This window comes from Sphingomonas telluris, assembly GCF_022568775.1.
GTDB classification, from domain to species: domain Bacteria; phylum Pseudomonadota; class Alphaproteobacteria; order Sphingomonadales; family Sphingomonadaceae; genus Sphingomicrobium; species Sphingomicrobium telluris.
This window is the reverse complement of the sequence record NZ_JAKZHW010000001.1, coordinates 1,954,745-1,973,823: the sequence shown is the minus strand read 5'-3', so window position 1 is coordinate 1,973,823 and position 19,079 is coordinate 1,954,745. Positions and strand designations below refer to the sequence as shown.

General features: G+C 65.3%; 19 protein-coding genes. 13 read left to right on the top strand and 6 right to left on the bottom strand.

Features of this window, described 5'->3' with window-relative positions; genetic code table 11:
- Position 1: 1 nt before the first annotated feature.
- From secD to ligA, 7 genes are all read left to right on the top strand, one after another.
- Positions 2–1,594, top strand: a complete 1,593-nt coding sequence (gene secD / locus LZ016_RS09945) for a protein translocase subunit SecD (RefSeq protein ID WP_241447219.1) — start codon at positions 2–4, stop codon at positions 1,592–1,594.
- Between the two features lie 10 nt (positions 1,595–1,604).
- Entirely contained in the window at positions 1,605–2,555 is a 951-nt protein-coding gene (gene secF / locus LZ016_RS09940; RefSeq protein WP_241447218.1) for a protein translocase subunit SecF, read from the top strand.
- Between the two features lie 78 nt (positions 2,556–2,633).
- Positions 2,634–3,428 (top strand): outer membrane protein assembly factor BamD, encoded by a 795-nt coding sequence (locus tag LZ016_RS09935; RefSeq protein WP_241447217.1) that lies wholly within the window; start codon positions 2,634–2,636, stop codon positions 3,426–3,428.
- A gap of 13 nt (positions 3,429–3,441) precedes the next feature.
- Entirely contained in the window at positions 3,442–5,094 is a 1,653-nt protein-coding gene (gene recN, locus LZ016_RS09930; protein ID WP_241447216.1) for a DNA repair protein RecN, read from the top strand.
- On the top strand, positions 5,091–5,603 hold the full coding sequence (locus LZ016_RS09925; protein WP_241447215.1) for a DUF1697 domain-containing protein: 513 nt from the start codon (positions 5,091–5,093) through the stop codon (positions 5,601–5,603). Before recN ends, LZ016_RS09925 begins: the two co-directional genes overlap by 4 nt.
- The gene (locus LZ016_RS09920; protein ID WP_241447214.1) at positions 5,600–6,322 is read left to right on the top strand and encodes a dienelactone hydrolase family protein; all 723 of its coding nucleotides are present in this window, start codon (positions 5,600–5,602) and stop codon (positions 6,320–6,322) included. Before LZ016_RS09925 ends, LZ016_RS09920 begins: the two co-directional genes overlap by 4 nt.
- A complete protein-coding gene (gene ligA, locus LZ016_RS09915; protein WP_241447213.1) occupies positions 6,315–8,351 on the top strand; it encodes an NAD-dependent DNA ligase LigA in 2,037 nt (678 codons plus the stop codon). Before LZ016_RS09920 ends, ligA begins: the two co-directional genes overlap by 8 nt.
- Here ligA and LZ016_RS09910 read toward each other — a convergent pair.
- The 6 genes from LZ016_RS09910 to LZ016_RS09885 all read right to left on the bottom strand — a co-directional run bounded on the left by LZ016_RS09910 (position 8,348) and on the right by LZ016_RS09885 (position 14,266).
- Entirely contained in the window at positions 8,348–8,716 is a 369-nt protein-coding gene (locus tag LZ016_RS09910) for a DUF423 domain-containing protein (RefSeq protein WP_241447212.1), read from the bottom strand. The genes ligA and LZ016_RS09910 overlap by 4 nt on opposite strands.
- 1 nt (position 8,717) lies before the next feature.
- Positions 8,718–10,373, bottom strand: a complete 1,656-nt coding sequence (locus LZ016_RS09905; protein ID WP_241447211.1) for a S10 family peptidase — start codon at positions 10,371–10,373, stop codon at positions 8,718–8,720.
- A gap of 71 nt (positions 10,374–10,444) precedes the next feature.
- On the bottom strand, positions 10,445–11,332 hold the full coding sequence (locus LZ016_RS09900; protein ID WP_241447210.1) for a 50S ribosomal protein L11 methyltransferase: 888 nt from the start codon (positions 11,330–11,332) through the stop codon (positions 10,445–10,447).
- Complete coding sequence (gene bla, locus LZ016_RS09895) at positions 11,329–12,249, bottom strand: subclass B3 metallo-beta-lactamase (RefSeq protein WP_241447209.1); 921 nt, start codon at positions 12,247–12,249, stop codon at positions 11,329–11,331. Before bla ends, LZ016_RS09900 begins: the two co-directional genes overlap by 4 nt.
- Positions 12,239–12,940, bottom strand: a complete 702-nt coding sequence (locus tag LZ016_RS09890; RefSeq protein ID WP_241447208.1) for an SDR family NAD(P)-dependent oxidoreductase — start codon at positions 12,938–12,940, stop codon at positions 12,239–12,241. The genes bla and LZ016_RS09890 overlap by 11 nt, the downstream gene beginning before the upstream one ends.
- Before the next feature lie 36 nt (positions 12,941–12,976).
- Complete coding sequence (locus LZ016_RS09885; RefSeq protein WP_241447207.1) at positions 12,977–14,266, bottom strand: methyl-accepting chemotaxis protein; 1,290 nt, start codon at positions 14,264–14,266, stop codon at positions 12,977–12,979.
- Positions 14,267–14,420: 154 nt separating this feature from the next.
- Between LZ016_RS09885 and sdhC the strand changes: the two genes are divergently transcribed.
- From sdhC to LZ016_RS09855, 6 genes are read left to right on the top strand one after another with little or no spacing between them, the layout of a single operon-like run.
- On the top strand, positions 14,421–14,816 hold the full coding sequence (gene sdhC / locus LZ016_RS09880) for a succinate dehydrogenase, cytochrome b556 subunit (protein ID WP_241447206.1): 396 nt from the start codon (positions 14,421–14,423) through the stop codon (positions 14,814–14,816).
- Entirely contained in the window at positions 14,813–15,208 is a 396-nt protein-coding gene (gene sdhD, locus LZ016_RS09875; protein ID WP_241447205.1) for a succinate dehydrogenase, hydrophobic membrane anchor protein, read from the top strand. Before sdhC ends, sdhD begins: the two co-directional genes overlap by 4 nt.
- Positions 15,205–17,004: a succinate dehydrogenase flavoprotein subunit gene (sdhA, locus tag LZ016_RS09870; RefSeq protein WP_241447204.1), complete on the top strand. Its 1,800-nt coding sequence runs from the start codon at positions 15,205–15,207 to the stop codon at positions 17,002–17,004. The genes sdhD and sdhA overlap by 4 nt, the downstream gene beginning before the upstream one ends.
- Before the next feature lie 56 nt (positions 17,005–17,060).
- A complete protein-coding gene (locus tag LZ016_RS09865) occupies positions 17,061–17,978 on the top strand; it encodes a DUF2269 family protein (protein WP_241447203.1) in 918 nt (305 codons plus the stop codon).
- A gap of 33 nt (positions 17,979–18,011) precedes the next feature.
- Positions 18,012–18,575, top strand: coding sequence for a hypothetical protein (locus LZ016_RS09860; protein WP_241447202.1), 564 nt, complete (start codon positions 18,012–18,014; stop codon positions 18,573–18,575).
- Between the two features lie 36 nt (positions 18,576–18,611).
- The gene (locus LZ016_RS09855) at positions 18,612–19,070 is read left to right on the top strand and encodes a thiol-disulfide oxidoreductase DCC family protein (protein WP_241447201.1); all 459 of its coding nucleotides are present in this window, start codon (positions 18,612–18,614) and stop codon (positions 19,068–19,070) included.
- Positions 19,071–19,079 lie beyond the last annotated feature (9 nt).

Here is a 19,079-nt window from a genome sequence, read left to right as displayed (position 1 = left end):
AATGCTCGAATTCCCGCGCTGGAAGGTCTGGCTCGTCACGCTGGTCGTCGCTCTCGGCGTCTTCTTTTCGATCCCCAGCCTGATCATCGGCACGCCGCTTGAGAACAAGTGGCCGAGCTGGTTCCCGCACTACAAGATCAGCCTCGGGCTCGACCTCGCGGGCGGCAGCCACCTGCTGCTCGAAGCGGACGCCAAGGACGCGCAGCGCCAGCGCCTGCAGTCCATGGAAGAGTCCGTCAGCACCGAGCTTCGCCGCGGGGCCAAAATCGACATTGGCGACATTTCGACTGCCGGCGGAAGGCTCTCCTTCCTCGTCCGCGATCCGACCCAGGTCGATGCCGCCGTCGAGCGCCTTCGCAAGCTGACCCAGCCGGTCGCGCTGACCGGCAACCGCGATTGGGATGTCCAGGTGGTCGATTCGACGCGTATCGTCCTGACCCCGACCGCTAGTGGAACCGCGCAAGCGCTCAAGGACGCGATGGGCGTTGCCCGTGACGTCGTCCGCCGCCGTATTGATCCGGGCGGAACCAAGGAAATCACCGTCATCACCGAGGGCGGCAACCGCATCCTCGTGCAGGTGCCGGGCGTCGAAGATCCCGAAGCGCTGAAGAATCTCATCGGCCAAACGGCTCGCCTCGAGTTCAAGCTCGTCGATCTCACCGCCGACCCGGCGCAGGTTCAGCAGGGCCGTGCGCCCGCCGGAAGCCAGGTCTTGCCGATGGCGGAGGGGGGCGGCTTCATCGCGGTCAAGCGCCGCGTGATGGTCTCCGGCGACCAGTTGACCGATGCCCGGCAGAGCTTCGACCAGGACGGCCGCGCGGTCGTCTCCATCAAGTTCAATACCGCGGGCGCGCGCCGTTTCGGCCGTGTCACGCAGGAGAACGTGAACAAGCCGTTCGCGATCATCCTCGACGACAAGGTCCTGTCGGCTCCGAACATCAACGAACCGATCCTGGGTGGCCAGGCGCAGATCAGCGGCAACTTTACCGTTGAAACTGCCAATCAGCTCGCCGTCTCACTCGCCTCGGGCAAGCTGCCGGTGAAGCTCAACGTCATCGAAGAGCGCTCGGTCGGTCCGGACCTCGGCAAGGACTCTATCCACAAGGGCGTGATCGCCAGCGCCATCGGCATGGTCGGCATCATGATCTTCATGCTGGTGACCTACGGGCGCTTTGGCGTCTACGCGAACATCGCGCTGATCGTGAACGCCTTCCTGATCCTGGCGATCATGGCGATCTTCAACGCGACGCTGACCCTGCCGGGTATCGCCGGCTTCATCCTGACCATCGGCGCCGCCGTTGACGCGAACGTGCTGATCAACGAGCGAATTCGCGAAGAGATGCGGCGCGGGCGCAAGCTGATCGATGCCGTGGAGACCGGCTACCACGAAGCCTTCCGCGCCATCTTCGACGCCAACGTCACGCACGTCGTCTCTGCTGCGATCATGGCCTATTTCGGCTCGGGCCCGGTCCGCGGCTTTGCGGTCGTCCTGCTGATCGGCGTCGTCACGTCCGTGTTCACCGCCGTTTACTTCACCCGCATGCTGGTTGCGCTGTGGATTCGCCGCGCACGCCCGCGGGCGCTGCACATCTGAGGCTCACGTCATGAAGCTCCTGAAGCTCGTTCCCGACCATACCAACATCGACTTCATGCGCTGGCGCAACCTGGCGGTGATCCTGTCGACGCTGGCAACGGTCGCCTCCCTCGCATTCACCGCCTATCGCGGGCTGAACCTTGGCGTCGACTTCGTCGGCGGACAGCTGGTTCGCGTCACTTTCGCCCAGCCGATCGAAGTCGAGAAGTTGCGCGGAGAGGTGCTGAGCTTGCACCTTGGCGAGGCAAGCATTCAGGAGTTCGGGGGCCCGAAGACCTATCAGATCCGGCTTCCCAAGCCCGAGGGCGGGGACGCCGCGGCTAATGTCGCGGCCACGAGGGTGAAAGACCTGATCACCCGGGATTATCCCGGTGCGCGTATCGACTCCGTCGACACTGTCTCCGGAAAGGTGAGCGGGGAGCTCGCGAAGGACAGCGCCAAGGCCATCATTTTCGCGATGATCGGCATTGCGCTCTACATCTGGTTCCGCTTCGAGTGGCAGTTCGGTGTCGGGGCCCTACTGACGCTTGCTCACGATGTCGCGATGACCTTGGGCTTCTTTGCTTTCACGCGATTGCAAGTCGACTTGAACGTTGTCGCCGCGTTCCTGACCATCGTCGGCTATTCGCTCAACGATACCGTCGTCATCTACGACCGGATCCGCGAGAATCTGAAGAAGTACCGCAAGATGGCGATCATCCCCCTGCTGAACCTGTCACTCAACGAGACTCTGGCGCGGACCGTGGTCACCTCCCTGACCGTGCTGATCGCCATGGGTGTGATGATGCTGGTGGGTCCGGAAGTGATCTTCGGCCTGTCCCTGGCCATCTTCCTCGGGGTTGTCATCGGTACCTATTCGTCGGTCTATGTTTCGACCCCGGTGCTCGTCTGGCTCGGTGTGAAACCGGACAGCTTCCTCAAGAGCGACGAGGAAAAAGTGCCCGGCCCGGCGGCAGTCTGAAACCGTTCATCTGGCGCCAAGCTGATGGCGTCCATCTCCCGCTTGGCCTGCCCATGGCCGCACGCTAATGAGGTCTTCATGCCGCCAAAGCCGACCCGTATCGCCGTTCTTCTCGTCGCCTGCGCGCTGATTGCTCCTGCCGCGGGATGTGCCCGCAACAAGACGAAGACCGACACCGCCTACGTCGCCCGCGACGTCAACACGCTCTACGCGCTTGCGAAGCAGACGCTGGACCAGAGGCGCTATGAGGATGCGGCGAAGCTGTTCGACGAGGTCGAGCGCCAGCACCCCTATTCGGTGTGGGCCCGCCGCGCGCAGATGATGAGCGCCTTCAGCTATTATCTCGCAGAGAAGTATCCGGAGGCGATCAGCTCTGCCCAGCGCTTCCTGACCATCCACCCGGGCAACAAGGACGCGGCCTACGCGCACTATCTGGTGGCGATGAGCTATTACCAGCAGATCGCCGACGTGACGCGCGACCAGGGCACGACGCTTCAGGCATCGCAGGCCTTCGGTGAGCTGATCCGCCGCTTCCCGGAAAGTCGCTACGCGGCTGATGCGCGCCTGAAGCAGGACCTCATCAACGACCATCTGGCCGGCAAGGAGATGGAGATCGGCCGCTTCTACCAGCGTTCGGGCAAATGGCTTGCGGCGACCACCCGCTTCCGGACCGTGGTCGAGAAGTACCAGACGACCAACCACACGCCGGAAGCTCTGGAGCGGCTCGTCGAATGCTACCTGCAGCTCGGTATCCCGCAGGAAGCGCAGAAGGCCGCCGCCGTGCTCGGCCGGAATTATCCGGGGAGCGAGTGGTACCACCGGGCCTATGCGCTGATCTCCAAGCATATGCCGCGAGCCGCGGCCCAGTCCTGATGCGTCAGCGGGCATGCTGAGGCAGCTCGCAATCCGTAATGTCGTGCTGGTCGACCAGCTCGAACTCGAGTTCGATGCCGGGCTCGGCGTCCTCACGGGCGAGACCGGCGCGGGCAAGTCGATCCTGCTCGATTCGCTGGGGCTCGCACTTGGAGCGCGCGCGGATGCCGGCCTGGTGCGGAGCGGCGAGGATGCCGCGTCCGTTTCGGCGGAGATCGAGCTTTCCTCCGATCATCCGGCGCAAGTGCTGCTCAGCGAACAGGGCATCGAAGTCGACAGCGGTGAGCCGTTGATCATTCGGCGCACGCTCAAGGCGGATGGCGGGAGCCGCGCTTTCATCGGCGCTGCCGCGGTCTCGGCTGGCCTGCTCCGCGACATCGGCGCGCTCGCGGTCGAAATCCACGGCCAGCATGACGATCGCGGCCTGCTCAACCCCCGCGGGCATCGGGCGCTTCTGGACGTCTTCGGACGCCTCGATGTCGCTGCCGTTGCAGCGGCCTGGGAAGAGGTCACTCGCATCGAGGGAGAGCTGGCGACCGCCCGCGCCGAGCTGGCCGCAGCGGAGCGCGACCGCGACTATCTCGCGCATTCGCTTTCAGAGATCGACGCACTCGCGCCTGAGGCGGGTGAGGAGACGAAGCTTGCAGAGGAGCGGGCGGCGATGCAGGCAGGGCTCAAGGCCGGCGAGGCTCTGACAGGCCTCGACGAGCTGCTCGGCGGTTCCGACGGTGCGCTGGCGCAGCTTCGGCTTGCGGCCCGGAGGATCGAGCGCGGAGCGGCCGACCATCCACTGCTCGCAGAAGCTTTGGCCGCCCTCGACCGCGCGCTGATCGAAGCGAGCGATGCGGAAGACAAGATCGCCCGAGCCGCAGACGCACTGACGTTCGACCCTGCACGGCTAGAAGCGTCGGAGGCGCGCCTGTTCGACATTCGCGGCCTTGCGCGCAAGCACCGCGTCGAACCGGATGCCTTGGCTGAGCTGGCGGATCGGATGCGCGCACAGCTGTCGGATATCGAAGCAGGCGGCGAGCAGATCGCGTTGCTGGATCGCGAGCTGGAGCAGGCGCGGCTGCGCTATTCGGAGCTTGCAACGGACCTTGGCGCCAGGCGCCGCGCCGCCGCCGCGCGACTGGATGCAGCGGTCGCAACAGAGCTTCATCCGTTGAAGCTCGATGCGGCGCGCTTCCGTACGGCGATCGTGGAAGCGGAACCAGGCCCGGCGGGCACGGACCGCGTCGAGTTCGAAGTCTCGACCAATCCGGGCGCGCCGTTCGGACCGCTGACGCGCATTGCCAGCGGCGGCGAGACGTCGCGCTTCATCCTCGCTTTGAAAGTCGCGCTGGCCGAGGCGGGGAGCGCGGGAACGATGATCTTCGACGAGATCGACCGAGGAGTTGGCGGCGCCGTCGCCAGCGCCATCGGCGAGCGCCTGGCCCGGCTCGCCAAGCAGTCGCAGGTGCTGGTCGTTACCCACTCGCCGCAGGTCGCGGCCCGCGCGGCGCACCACTTTCGCATCGAGAAGGTGCACGGCCCGCACGGCACGCGTACCACCGTGCGGCGGCTCACTGCGGACGAGCGGCGCGAGGAAATTGCGCGCATGTTGTCTGGCGCAGCGGTCACTGACGAGGCCCGGGCGCAGGCGGCGAGACTGCTGGAAGCGGCATGACCGCCTACGTCGCGTTGTTGCGAGCCGTGAACGTGGGGGGCCGGAAACTGGTGATGTCCGACCTCAAGGCGATTGCCGAAAAGGCCGGGCTGAACAAGGCAAAAACCTTCATCGCCAGCGGGAATCTCATCTTCGCGAGCGACCTGAGCGAGAGCGCCGTCACCAAATTGTTGGAGCAGTGCTTGGGCGAGCACATGAGCGCGGAGGTTCCCGTGCTGGTCCGCACTGCCGCCGAGATGGCCGCTGTTGCCCGCGCGAACCCCTTCGCGGATCAGAAGGCGTCGACGGTCGCGGCAATTTTTCTCGACAAGGCGCCGCCGAAGGATGCGATCGAAAATGCGCGCGGAATCGACGACGAACGCATGGCGCTCGGCGCTCGCGAGATTTATGTGCACTACCCAAGCGGCATGGCCCGGTCGAAGCTGCGGATTCCCGCTGCCGCCGGCGGTACCGCACGTAACATGAATACGGTCGCCAAACTCGCGGAGATGGCAAAGGAGGTCGAGTGAGCAAGCAGACACCAATCCCGCTGGAGTTCGAAGGCGAGGAGCTGGAGGCCGTTTTCGTCGGCCGCCGGGATGGCCAAACCCGGCCCACGGTCATTCTCATCCCGACCGTCATGGGCGTTTCAGAGCTTGAGATCGGCTTCGGCAAGCAGCTGGTCGAACTCGGCTACAATGCCTTCGTGGCCGATCTGTTCGGCAAGAAATTCCACGGCGCTCCGCGCGATACGATGTTCGGCGAGATGACGCGGCTGCGCGGCGATCGCGCCGCTCTCCGCCGCCGACTGCTCGCCGTGCTGAAGCAGGTCCGCGGCCTCAAGGAAGTCGAGACCAACGCGATCGTGGTCGCCGGCTATTGCTTCGGCGGCCAGTGCGCGCTCGATGTCGCCCGCAGCGGCGCGGATATCGCGGCTGCGGTCAGCTTCCACGGCCTGTTCGACCCGCCGGGCCTTCCGCCCGAGAAGATCAAGGCCAAGGTTTGCGCCTTCCACGGCTGGGACGATCCGATGGTGCCACCCGAAGCGGTCGTCGCTCTCGGCAAGGAACTGACCGAGGCAGGTTCCGACTGGCAGATCCACGCCTACGGCCACGTCGGCCACGGCTTCACCAATCCGAACGCCGACCAGCTCGGCATCGAGGGTGTCCGCTACAACGCGCTCGCCGCCGAGAGGTCGTGGACGAGCTTCATCAACCTGCTCGAGGAATTGTTCGCCGAGCATGGCTGATACGATCGGCGAGGCGGAAGCCGCCAACCGGCTGATGCGGCTCGCGAAGGAGATCGCGCGCCACGACCGTCTCTATCACGACCAGGACGCGCCGGAGATTTCCGACGCCGACTATGATGCCTTGGTCCACGAGAATCGCGAGCTGGAGGAACGCTTCCCGCAGCTCGTCCGTGCGGACTCTCCGTCCAGGCGCTTGGGTGCGGCACCGACGACGGGCCTCGCCAAGGTCGCGCATGCGCGGCCGATGCTCAGCCTCGACAACGCCTTCTCGGAAGAGGAGGTCGCGGAGTTCGTCGGGCGCATCAAGCGCTTCCTCAACCTGCCCGTGGACGCGTTCGTCGCCATGACGGCGGAGCCCAAGATCGACGGATTGAGTTGCTCTCTGCGGTACGAGGGCGGCCAGCTGGTGCTGGCGGCGACCCGCGGCGACGGCGCGGTCGGCGAGGACGTAACCGCGAACGTCCGGACCATTGGCGACATTCCGCAGCAGATCGCTGAAGCGCCTGCCGTGCTAGAAGTGCGCGGCGAGGTCTACATGTCCAAGGCAGACTTCGAGGCCTTGAACGACCGGCAGGAAGCGGCCGGGGGCAAGATTTTCGCCAACCCGCGGAACGCCGCCGCCGGCTCGCTCAGGCAGAAGGACCCCAGCATCACAGCCGCACGCCCGCTACGGTTCCTCGCCCACGGCTGGGGCGAAATCTCCGAGCCGCTCGCGGACAGCCAGTTCGAGGCGATGAAGCGGATCGAGGGCTTCGGTATTCCAGTCAGCGAGCTGCTCGTCCGCTGCGACGACTTGTCGGCCATGATCGCTCATTACCGCGCCATCGAGCATGCGCGGGCCGACCTGCCGTTCGACATCGACGGCGTCGTTTACAAGGTCGACCGACTCGACCTGCAGGAGCGGCTCGGCTTCGTCGCGCGCGCACCGCGCTGGGGACTCGCCCACAAGTTCCCGGCGGAGAAGGCCGAGACCACGCTCGAAGCGATCGACATCCAGGTTGGCCGCACCGGCAAGCTGACGCCCGTAGGACGCCTGAAGCCCGTAGGGGTGGGCGGCGTCATTGTAGCCAACGTCACGCTCCACAATCGGGACGAGATCGAGCGGCTTGGCCTGCGCGTTGGGGACCGTGTGCGCATCCAGCGCGCCGGAGACGTGATCCCGCAGGTCGTCGAGAACCTGACGCGCGACGAACCACGGCCCCCCTACGAATTCCCCGACCACTGCCCGATGTGCAATTCGGAAGCCGTCGCGGAAGAGGGCGAGGTCGACGTGCGCTGCACCGGCGGCCTCATCTGTCCGGCGCAGCGCTTCGAACGGTTGCGGCACTTCGTCTCGCGTGGCGCACTCGACATCGAGGGCCTGGGCGAGAAGTCGATCGCGGAGTTCATCGAGCTCGACTGGCTGCATTCGCCGGCGGACATCTTCCGGCTTCGGAATCACCGTGAACAGCTGATCGGCCGCGAGGGGTGGAAGGATAAGTCGGTCGACAATCTGCTCGCGTCGATCGAGGCCAAGCGCGAGCCGGATGGACCGCGGTTCCTGTTCGGCCTCGGCATTCGGCACGTCGGCATCGTTACAGCGCGCGACCTGCTCAAATGCTTCGGCACCATCGAGGAACTCCGTCGCGCGGCGATGTCCGAAGGCGGCGAGAGCGAGCTGTCATCGGTTCAGGGCGTGGGCCCGGTAGTCGCCGAAGCGCTCGTCGATTTCTTCCATGAGGAGCACAACCGGGAGGTCCTGGACGACCTGCTATCGGAGGTTCGTCCGAAGCCGTTCGTCAGCGACGCAAAGCAGACCGAGTGGACCGGAAAGACGATCGTTTTCACCGGCAGCCTGGAGACCATGAGCCGCGATGAGGCGAAGGCTCAGGCCGAACGGCTGGGCGCGCGGGCGGCAGGCTCCGTGAGCGCGAAGACGGACCTTGTCGTGGCGGGTCCCGGCGCTGGCTCCAAACTCAAGAAGGCCGAAGAGCTCGGCATCCGCGTGGTCAACGAAGCGGAATGGGCGCAGATCGTCGCTGACGCCTAGTCGCGGTGTGCGAGGGCTCGCCACGCGAGCAGAACCCATCCGGCGATCAACGACAGTCCGCCCAAGGGCGTGACCGCTCCGAGCCAGCGCGGCCCGCCCAGTGCCATGGCGTAGAGCGTTCCGGCGAAGATCAGTGCGCCGAAGGTGAACATCCACGCCGGTAGTCTTGCCCAGCGTGCTCCGGAAAGGCCAAGCGCCGTGATGATGAGGGCGTGCCACATCTGGTACTGCACGCCCGTCTGCCACCAGCCGAGCTCCTCGGGGCCGAGCCGCGACTTCAGCGCATGAACGCCGAACGCGCCCAGCATGATCGCCACGCCGCCTAGGACCGCGCCCGCCGCGACGAGAGCCCGGCCATCTCTCATACTACCGAGCACCCGACGTCCGCCGAATGAAGTCCGCGACATTGTCGTGGATCGCAACCAGCGACGGCTGGTGTGCATAAACCATGTGGCCGGACTCGTAGTAATGATACTCGACGTTGCTCAGGATGTTCGCCGGGACCGGCAGGTGCCGCATCTCGAACTTGCCGGCGAAGTAGGGCGTCGAAACGTCGTAGTAGCCGCCGTTGACCATGACCTTCAGGTCCGGATTGGTCTTCATCGCCACCGCCAGGTCGGGAAGCACGTTCGGCAGAGCGATCAGCGGCTTGTCGGCGGTCGGCGGCTGATGCTTGTAGTCCCACTTCGAATAGATCGGGATGCCGGACTTGAACTCCGTTCCCTCGCCGTAGCGCAGCGTGCCGCGCGCATAATCGTTGAACGCGGCGACATAGGCCGCACTGATTGCCGCGCTTTGCGGATCGTAGCTTGCAACCTTGCTCAACGGATCGAGCGTCACGCCGACGAAGCGCGTGTCGAGCGTCCCGACGGTCGTATCCTGCTCAGTCATCAGTTCCTTCTGGAACGCGCCATATTCGATACGCAGGTTCGTCTTAAGCAGATAGGCGACCGGCAGGCCCGTATAGGTCGCCAGCTTGGCGGCGACGCGCTGGCGCTCGTCGGCGCCCAGGTCGTTCCCCTTGATCAAGGCCTGGGCATATTCGCCGGTCGCGAAGGCCTCAACTTCCGCGAGGAAGGTCTGCAGGTCGGCCGGGCGGTTCCCGACGCGGTTATGGTACCAGGCCGTTGCGGCGTAAGTCGGCAGCGCGACTACGTACGGCAGGTCGATGCCGGGATTGATCTGCGGATCGTCGGGTAGAAGGTCCCAGTTGAGGATGTCCGACAGCAGGATGAGGCCGTTGAGGTCGACGTCCTTGTTCTGCAGCGCCAGCGCGAGGCCCGCTCCGCGCATGGTGCCGTAGCTCTCTCCGAACACATATTTGGGCGAGTTCCAGCGGCCGTATTTCGACAGGAATTGCGTGATGAACTGGGTGAAGGCGTCGATATCCTGATCGACGCCGTAGAACGACTTTTCCTTGTCCTTGCCGGCGACACGGCTGAAGCCGGTTCCCGGCGCATCGATGAAGACGAGGTCGCTCGCGTCCAGAAGGCTCTGGTCGTTGTTGACGACGGTGTAGGGCGCCGCCGGCGTGTGCCGCTGCTCGGCGGTGACAACCCGCCGCGGGCCGAAAGCGCCCATGTGCAGCCACACCGTCGATGAACCCGGGCCGCCGTTGAACAGGAAGGTAATCGGCCGGTTCGCGGCGGGAGCACCGTTCTTGAAATAGGCCGTATAGAACATGGACGCTTCGGCCTTGGGCTTGTCGTCCTCGTCGTCCTTCTTCTTGTCCGGTGTGGCTGCGTCTTCCAGCGCTTCGGTGTCGTCCCAGTCCTTCGCGTGGACGACCAGGGTTCCTGCCATCGCCTGATAGGCGATGCGCCGTCCGCCGACCGTGGCCGAGCCGGTGGATTTCACCTCGTTCGGCGTGAAGATCGGCTTTGTCGGTTCCTTCGGTTCGGACTTCGCCTTGGCCGCGCTTGCTGCCGCAGGTGTCTGAGCTTCGGCCTTGGGCGGCTCGGCGGCGGCTGGAGTTGCGGCAACAGCCTGCGTCGCGAGGAAAGCTGCGATCGTGATCAGCATGGATGGAAGGTCTCGGCCGGGAACGGGGCCGAACTGATTGCAGCGGCTGTTTTGGGTGGCAAGCGAAAACCCTAGGCGGCGGCCTCCAGAACCAGCACGGGCCATTCGCCATGGCCGCGTTCGCGCAGTGTCAGGCCGCGCGCTTCGTAGGCTTGGGCGACAGCATCGGCCTGCGTGTTGAGCAGGCCGGCGAGAATGATGGTGCCATCCGGCGTCAGCGCCTTCGTGAAATCCGCCGCCAGCTCGATCAGTGGGCCCGCGAGGATGTTTGCGATGAGCAGGTCGAACGGCGCTCGCGCGGTCAGCATCGGCGAGCCCATTCCGTCCGCGACCGCGAGCAACAGCTCTCCCTTGCCATGGCCAAGCTTCACGCCGTTGATCGCGGCATTGTCGCGGGCGACGTCGACGGCGATCGGGTCGATGTCGGTCGCAATGCTGCGCGCGTCCGGCCAAAGCGCCATCGCCGCGAACGCGAGCAAGCCCGTGCCGGTGCCGATGTCAGCGACGTTGGCGAACCGCGCACCTCTGCGTTCCAGCTTGTCGAGCGCTTCCAGGCAGCCGGAGGTAGTCGCGTGCTGGCCGGTTCCGAACGCCAGGCCGGCGTCGATCTCGAAGTTGATCGTGGTTTCAGGCCGGTCCGAATAATGCATCGGCGTGTGGACGAAGAAGCGGCCGGCACGGAGAGGCGAAAGGCCTTGCTGGCTCTTCGTCACCCAGTCCGTTTCGGGAAGCTCCTCGACCTGCGGATCGCCCCACCCGAGCTCACGGAGCCGCGCGACTTCGGCCTCCGACGGCGCGTGGTCGAAATAAGCGTGAAGCACCCAATCGTCCGGCTTGTCGGGGTCCGGCTCGTCGGCGACCACAACCGGCGAGTTGTCGGCCTCCGGCAATAGGTCCTCAGTCTGTGCAATCGCTTCGCCCTGGGCGCGCGTGCAGGGGACGGTGACGCGCCAGCTCACTTCTTCGCCGCTTCCTTGGCGAGCCGCTCGTCCAGCGCCTTGCTCATCTTGTCGGCATAGTCGCGGCACGCATTCTCGTCTTCCAGCGGGGCAAGCCCGACGAAGCGGTCGCGCATGTTGCTGGCGGACGGATGCGGCGTCAGCAGGATCTCGCAATCCTCCTTGCGAACCTTGGCCAGCGACGCGCGGTACGCGGCAACATAGGCCGGATGTTCCGAGAAGCGATAGTCGTCCCGGCTGACCGGCGTCAGACTGTCGGCATAGACGATCGTTCGGCACACGCCGCCGTCGCAGGCGACCCAGTGCCAGCTGAGCGCGCCGGACGTATGCCCGGGCGTCGTCATCGGCGTCAGGTAGAGATTGCCCAGGCGCACGGGCTGGCCGTCGTGGATGATGCGATCGACGTGCGCCGTGGGAAACGGCTTGTGCATGCCCGCCTGCGGATCGCCGATGCCGGCCGTGCCGGTCTCGAAGACTTTCGCCGCTTCGGGTGAAGCGTAGAGCTGCGCGCCGCTCAGCTGCTGGAGCCGCGCAATGCCGCCGACATGGTCGAAATGCTCGTGGCTGTGCAGGATGATCCGCACGTCCGATAGCTTGAAGCCGAGGTTCTGGATGTTGTTGGCGATGATGTCCGCATCGGCTTCGGTCCCCCCGTCGATCAGGATGTCGCCGTCCGTTCCGGTGATCAGGATCGACGTGATCCCGCAGGTCCCGACCATGTAGGTGTTCGCGTGGATTCGGACGGGCGGCGCGGGCCGTTCCCAATCGTCGGAGTCCTTGCAGGCCAGCGCCCAAGCAGGTCCGGCGGTCTGCATCGGCGCTCTCGGCGCCTCAACATGCGGCGGAGTCTTGCCGAGGGGAATCGTGATCGGCTGGCCCGAACCGGCCAGCGCCAGCGCAAGCAGGCTAGCGAACATAGCTCGCGCCGTTCACGTCCACCGTGGTGCCCGTCGAGGATGCGGGGGCTTCCGTCGCCAGCCAGCGGATGACCTCGGCGACTTCATCCGTCGAAGCGACACGGCCGAGCGGGATGTCGGCCACGACCTGCGCGCCTCCGCGGCCCTGCAGATATTCCTCAGTCATTTCGGACACGGTGAATCCGGGAGCCACGGCGAAGGCGAGCACGCCGTCGGCCGCATAGGCGCGCGCGATCGACTTGGTCATGCCGATCATGCCCGACTTGGACGCGGCATAGTGCCAGTGCAGCGGGCTGTCCCCGCGCCACGACGCACGGCTAGCGACATTGACGATTCGCCCGCCGCCTGAGTGGCGAAAGTGGTTCACGGCATGGCGGCACAGGTCGGCCGGAGCATGCAGGTTGATTTGCATCGTGCGACGCCAGCTCGCTTGCCACTCTTCCTCGGTGCCGGCGATGTCGGCGGCTTCGAAGATGCCGGCATTGTTCACCAACGCGTCGATGCGGCCGTCGAGCCGTACCAGGGCCTCTTCCCAGATCGCGGAAGGCGCGCCGGGATCCATCAGGTCGCCCGCGATAAGGCCGTTGCCGCCCTTGGTGGAGTGGCCGACAACATTATGCCCGCGTGACCTGAGCAGGTCGAAGGTTGCCGCGCCGATGCCGCGGCTCGCGCCGGTAAGGAGGATGTTCATGGCTCTCGACTAGCCCCGCCCGAACGGCGGGGGAAGTCAGGCCGCGACGCTGGAGACGAAGTCCTTCGTCTTGGACGCGAACTCGCCGATCTGTTCGGCGAAGCGGCCGAAGCCCTGTTCGACCTGGTCAATGTCCTTGGCGACGTTCTCGGTGTCGCTGCGGATCGCGGCGATGGTCGAGCTCATCGAGTCGGCGGCCAGCGCGGTTTCGTCCACGGCGGCGGTGATCATCGTCACCGTCTGCGCTTGAAGCTCCATCGCCTGGCGGATGCGGTCGGCGGAGGACTGAACCTCCTCGACGGTCGTCTGGATCGAGCCGTTGGCGTCCACGGTCTGCTTGGTCGCCTGCTGGATGGCCGTGATCTTGGCGGTAATGTCGTCGGTCGCTCGCGCAGTCTGCGAAGCGAGGCTCTTCACCTCCTGCGCGACGACCGCGAAGCCGCGGCCGGCGTCGCCAGCGCGCGCCGCCTCGATCGTGGCGTTGAGTGCGAGCAGGTTTGTCTGGCCAGCGATGTCGCGGATGAGGCTGAGGATCGATTCGATCGCTTCGACGTGGCTCGACAGGGCCTGGCTGACCTTCACGGCCTGGCTCGCCTGGTCCCCGGCGCGGGTGGCGACGTCGGCAGCGACCTCGACCTCCGAGCGGGCGTCCTCGATGGCGCGGATCAGGCCGGCAGCCGTTTGGGCGGCTTCACGCATGGCGACGGCCGATTGCTCGGCGGCGGCCGCAACTTCGCTGGTCTTCCCCAGCATGCCGCGGGTCGACGAAGCGGTCGCACGGGTGCGGTCGGTCAGCGTCTTGGACTGATCGGTGCTGGCGCGGACCAGCTCGCCGACGCGGCGCTCGAACTGCTCGCTCTGCCGGCCCCTCGCATCGGCGGCAGCATTCGCTTCCAGCACGGAAATCTGGGCGAGGATGATGTCCTCGGCATAGGCCAGGGCGCGGTTGAAGTTGTCGATCGCCGACAGCTTCTCCTCGGTGCGACCCTCGAATCGGCTTTCGAACTGGCGGATGACGTCGCGGGCCATGTTGCAGTGCGCGGCGATGAATTCCGGAACGCTGAGCTTGCCCGAATACATGATCACGCCCTGCTCGGCGGTCGCGCGGACCCAGCTATCGTTCACGGGCTTGGTGAAGTGGTCGCGGTTGAGCTTGGCGACGCGCTCCCCGAAATGCTTCTGAACGGTCTCTTCGATGATGTCGCCGGCCTGGTCCCAGAGCCAACGCATGCTCTCCTGCAGGCGGCCACCGTCCGAATATGCCTTCAAGCGGATCGACACCTGCTCGTCCGACAGGCGCTGCAGATGTCCGTTGTCGCCGTTCATGCCCAATAGTCTCCGAATTCCCGAGATCGACTGTTGAGGCCGACATGCGCCGACAATGGTTAAGGGCGAGTTAGGCGGCCGCCGGACTTCGCAAATCTTGCGTTCGGGGCGAACCGGCGCTTAAGCGGGCAGCGCAATCGAAAAGGGATGCCGCATGGCCGAACAACGCGCGCGACCGCTGTCGCCGCACCTCAGTGTCTGGCGCTGGGGACCGGGGATGACAGTTTCCATCCTCCACCGCATTACCGGCGGCGCACTGGCCGTTGCCGGTCTCGCTGTCCTGACCTGGTGGCTGCTGGCGCTCGCCGGCGACCGCGAAGGCTATGCCACCTTCAACAGTGCAGCGACGCACTGGCTCGGGTTGGTCGTCCTGATCGGGCTCACTTGGGCGTTTTTCCAGCATCTGCTTTCGGGCATCCGCCACCTGTTCATGGACACGGGTGAGGCGTTCGAGCTTGGCGTGAACAGAACGTCGGCAATCGCAACGATCGTGGGATCGGTCATTCTAACCGCGGCGCTCTGGTTCTACCTTCTGGGAGGCGTGAAATGAGCGTCGGTAACAGCTCGACGGAGCTGAAGCGCGTCCGCGGCCTCGGCTCCGCGCGCGAAGGCGGCGAGCACTGGATCGGCGAGCGGGTCAGCAGCGTCGCGCTGCTTTTCCTCGGTGTGTGGCTGATCGCGTCGCTGCTGTTCCTGCCGACGCTGGACTCTGCAACGGTCCGCGAGTGGCTGCAGACGCCGTGGGGCGCCGTGCCGATGGCGCTGTTCGTGGTCACGTCCTTCTACCATGGCCTCGATGGGCTGAAGGTAGTCGTCGACGATTACGTCCATGAGCCCGGCAACAATTTCGCGTTGAATACGCTGCTGCTGTTCCTTGCGGTCGGCGGCGCGGCGCTGGCGCTGTTCGCGCTCGGCAAGATCGCATTCGGAGGCGCAGCTTGAGCGCCTACAAGATTATCGACCACACCTATGACGTCGTCGTCGTGGGCGCCGGCGGTGCGGGTCTCCGGACGACCATGGGCGCGGCGAACCAGGGGCTGAAGACCGCCTGCATCACGAAAGTTTTCCCGACGCGCAGCCATACGGTCGCGGCGCAGGGCGGGATCGCTGCGAGCCTCGGCAACATGGGCCCGGACCACTGGACCTGGCACATGTACGACACCGTGAAGGGGTCGGACTGGCTCGGCGACCAGGACGCGATCGAATACCTTTGTCGCGAAGCGCCTGCTGCAGTGATTGAGCTCGAACATGCCGGCATGCCGTTCAGCCGCACCAAGGAAGGCAAGATCTACCAGCGCGCCTTCGGCGGCATGACGCAGAACATGGGTGAGGGCCCGGCGGCGCAGCGCACCTGCGCGGCCGCGGACCGCACCGGACACGCCATGCTTCACACGCTCTACCAACAGAGCCTGAAGTACGACGCCGACTTCTTCGTGGAATATTTTGCGCTCGACCTGATCATGGAAGACGGCGCCTGCCGCGGCGTCGTCGCACTGTGCATGGACGATGGTTCGATCCACCGTTTCCGCGCGCAGTCGGTCGTGCTTGCGACGGGCGGATACGGCCGTGCGTACTTCTCCGCGACGTCGGCGCACACCTGCACCGGTGACGGCAATGCGATGGTGCTGCGCGCCGGCCTTCCGCTGCAGGACATGGAGTTCGTGCAGTTCCACCCGACGGGCATCTACGGCGCGGGCGTGCTGATCACCGAGGGCGCGCGGGGTGAGGGCGGCTACCTCACCAACTCCGAAGGCGAGCGCTTCATGGAGCGCTACGCGCCACACGCGAAGGATCTTGCCAGCCGCGACGTCGTCTCGCGCTCGATGGCGATGGAAATCCGCGAGGGCCGGGGCGTCGGCGAGAACAAGGACCACATCTTCCTGCACCTCGATCACCTCGATCCGAACGTGCTGGCGGAGCGGCTTCCAGGCATCACGGAGACTGCCAAGACCTTCGCGGGGGTCGACCTCACGCGCCAGCCGGTGCCGGTGGTCCCGACCGTCCACTACAACATGGGCGGCATCCCGACGAACTTCCACGGCGAGGTGGTGACGCTTCGCGACGGCAATCCGGATGCGGTCGTGCCCGGCCTGTTCGCGGTCGGCGAAGCGGCATGCGTGTCGGTGCACGGCGCCAACCGGCTGGGCTCCAACAGCCTGATCGACCTTGTGGTGTTCGGCCGTGCAGCGGGCCTGCGCCTCGGCGAAATCCTCAAGGCTAACGCACCGCAGAAGGAACTGCCGAAGGATTCCGCCGATCTGGCGCTCGCTCGGCTAGATCACTTCCGCAACGCGCAGGGCAACACGCCCACGGCCGAGATCCGGCTGGAAATGCAGCGCACGATGCAGGCAGATTGCGCCGTGTTCCGCACCAACCGCACGCTCGCCGAAGGGCAAGCGAAGATCGACGCCGTCTACAAGAAGATGGAGGACATCCGCGTCGGCGACCGCAGCCTCATCTGGAACAGCGACCTCGTGGAGACGCTGGAACTCGACAACCTCGTCTCGCAGGCCGTCGTCACCATGCACTGCGCGGCGAACCGCAAGGAAAGCCGCGGCGCGCACATGCAGGAAGACTACCCCGATCGCGACGACAAGAACTGGATGAAGCACACCGCTTCATGGTTCGAAGGCTGGGGCGGCAAGGGTGGCGCCGTGAGGATCGACTACCGGCCGGTCCACGACTTCACGCTCACCGATGAGATCTCGTACATCAAGCCCAAGGCGCGCGTGTATTGAGCGAGGCCGCCGGAGGCTCGGCGCTCATCCGTCAGAGCTAGAGGGGCACGCCAGGCGTGGGCATCTATGCCCTCGTGAAAGCGCTGCACTTGTTCGGGACGGGCATTGGCACGGCATTCTTCTTCTGGTCGTCGTGTAACGCGGATGACGCCGCGCGCCTGTTTGCGGCGAGGACGACAGTCCGGGCGGACTATTTCTTCACGCTGCCCGCGGTGGTGCTGCAACCACTGACCGGCGCATGGATGATCGCGCGGGCGGGGTTCGAATGGTCGGATCGCTGGCTGCTTCTCAGCTACGCGCTGTACCTGCTCGCCGGCCTGTGCTGGCTGCCCGTCGTCTGGCTGCAGATCCGTATGTGCCGGATGCTGGAGGCGAAGGTCGCCGGTGACGCGTTCTATGAAGCGCGTTTCGAGAGTCTCCGGCGGCGCTGGTTCGCGCTTGGCTGGCCGGCGTTCGGCGGACTTTTATTTCGTCTTTTACCTGATGGTCGCCAAGCCGGGCTGGTGAAGCGGGTTCTCATCATCGGCGGCTACGGGAATTTCGGGGGATACATCGCCCGTGCGCTTGCCCAAGATGAGAACATCGCGCTTCTTATCGGCGGGCGATCCCAATCACGCGCCGATGAATTCGCGGCCTCTCTAAATGCCGTGAATCCCGCGAGCGGATGCGCGCTAGACATTGATGGCGATATCGCCGGACGGCTGCGTGAGATCGGTCCGGACTTCGTGATCCATACGACCGGACCCTTTCAATCACAGGACTATCGGGTCGCCGGCGCCGCGATCGAAGCCGGCGCGCACTATTGCGATCTCGCGGACGCCCGGCAGTTCGTCGCGAACATCGGGGAGCTTGATGCGGACGCTCGTGCGGCCGGCGTCGCAGTCATTGCGGGCGCCAGTTCCGTGCCCTGCCTGACCGCCGCTTGCATCGACCATTACAAGCCGCACTTCGCGACACTCGAGAGCGCGGTCTAGGGCATCGCTGCCGCGCAAGCCACGAACCGAGGTTTGGGAACCGCTGCCGCGATCCTGAGCTACGTGGGCAAGCCGTTTACCATTCTCGCAGAGGGAAAACGCGAGCGGGTCTTCGGCTGGCAGGGCCTTCACGGGGTCCATTATCCCGAGCTTGGCCTGCGCGTGTTCGGCTATTGCGACATTCCCGACCTCGACCTTTTTCCCGAGCGCTATCCCGAGCTTCGCGACTTGCGCTTCGTGGCGGGTCACGAAGTGAAGCTCCTCCACTTCGGTACCTGGCTGCTCAGCTGGGGCGTGCGGCTGGGCCTCGCGAAGTCGCTCTCGCCCTACGCGGACCGGCTGCTCAAGCTGTCGTTCCTTTTCGATCCCCTCGGTTCAGACAAGAGCGGTTTCCACATGGTCCTGGAGGGCAAGGGAACAGATGGCCGCGCGAAAACCGTGCGCATCTTCATGACGCGCGGCAGGTGCATGGGCCGAATATCCCCTGCATTCCCGCAATCCTCCTTGCCCGGCGCATTGCCGCGGGCGAGCAGATTGCTGCCGGAGCACGGGCCTGCCTCGACCTCATCGACTTGCCGGAATATCTCGATGCACTGAAGGGACTGGACATCTCCGTCGTAGTGGAAGGCGCCGATGCCGCTGCTTGAGGGCACTGCATACGATTACCGCTCCGATCCGGACGTTCCGGATTTCGACGATGGCCGGGCGCTCTTCCTGTTTGACGGTGTGTGCGTCCTGTGCTCGAGCGGCTCATCCTTCCTGATGCGGCACGACAACAAGGCGCGGATCGCATTCGCCTCGGCGCAGTCGGCAGTGGGCCGGGCGCTGTATGCGCATTACGGCATGCCGATCGACGAGAGCTATCTGTTGATCGTCGACGGCCGCGGTTGGACCAAGAGCGACGGATATTTCCGCCTGTTCCACGAGCTCGGCGGGCCGTGGCGGCTGCTCAATGGCTTCAGGGTCATGCCGCGCGGATTGCGTGACTGGGTGTACGACTTGGTCGCCCGGAACCGTTATCGATGGTTCGGCAAGTCGGAGTATTGCGAGCTGCTGACGCCGGAACAGCGCAAGCAATTGCTGGATTCCTGAAGTCCGTTC

What these genes read in the sequence shown, in the direction of transcription:
- secD (WP_241447219.1), top strand. Translation starts at nt 2, where the DNA reads ATGCTCGAATTCCCGCGCTGGAAGGTCTGGCTCGTCACGCTGGTCGTC.
- secF (WP_241447218.1), top strand. Translation starts at nt 1,605, where the DNA reads ATGAAGCTCCTGAAGCTCGTTCCCGACCATACCAACATCGACTTCATG.
- LZ016_RS09935 (WP_241447217.1), top strand. Translation starts at nt 2,634, where the DNA reads ATGCCGCCAAAGCCGACCCGTATCGCCGTTCTTCTCGTCGCCTGCGCG.
- recN (WP_241447216.1), top strand. Translation starts at nt 3,442, where the DNA reads ATGCTGAGGCAGCTCGCAATCCGTAATGTCGTGCTGGTCGACCAGCTC.
- LZ016_RS09925 (WP_241447215.1), top strand. Translation starts at nt 5,091, where the DNA reads ATGACCGCCTACGTCGCGTTGTTGCGAGCCGTGAACGTGGGGGGCCGG.
- ligA (WP_241447213.1), top strand. Translation starts at nt 6,315, where the DNA reads ATGGCTGATACGATCGGCGAGGCGGAAGCCGCCAACCGGCTGATGCGG.
- LZ016_RS09910 (WP_241447212.1), bottom strand. Translation starts at nt 8,716, where the DNA reads ATGAGAGATGGCCGGGCTCTCGTCGCGGCGGGCGCGGTCCTAGGCGGC.
- LZ016_RS09905 (WP_241447211.1), bottom strand. Translation starts at nt 10,373, where the DNA reads ATGCTGATCACGATCGCAGCTTTCCTCGCGACGCAGGCTGTTGCCGCA.
- bla (WP_241447209.1), bottom strand. Translation starts at nt 12,249, where the DNA reads ATGTTCGCTAGCCTGCTTGCGCTGGCGCTGGCCGGTTCGGGCCAGCCG.
- LZ016_RS09890 (WP_241447208.1), bottom strand. Translation starts at nt 12,940, where the DNA reads ATGAACATCCTCCTTACCGGCGCGAGCCGCGGCATCGGCGCGGCAACC.
- LZ016_RS09885 (WP_241447207.1), bottom strand. Translation starts at nt 14,266, where the DNA reads ATGAACGGCGACAACGGACATCTGCAGCGCCTGTCGGACGAGCAGGTG.
- sdhC (WP_241447206.1), top strand. Translation starts at nt 14,421, where the DNA reads ATGGCCGAACAACGCGCGCGACCGCTGTCGCCGCACCTCAGTGTCTGG.
- sdhD (WP_241447205.1), top strand. Translation starts at nt 14,813, where the DNA reads ATGAGCGTCGGTAACAGCTCGACGGAGCTGAAGCGCGTCCGCGGCCTC.
- LZ016_RS09855 (WP_241447201.1), top strand. Translation starts at nt 18,612, where the DNA reads ATGCCGCTGCTTGAGGGCACTGCATACGATTACCGCTCCGATCCGGAC.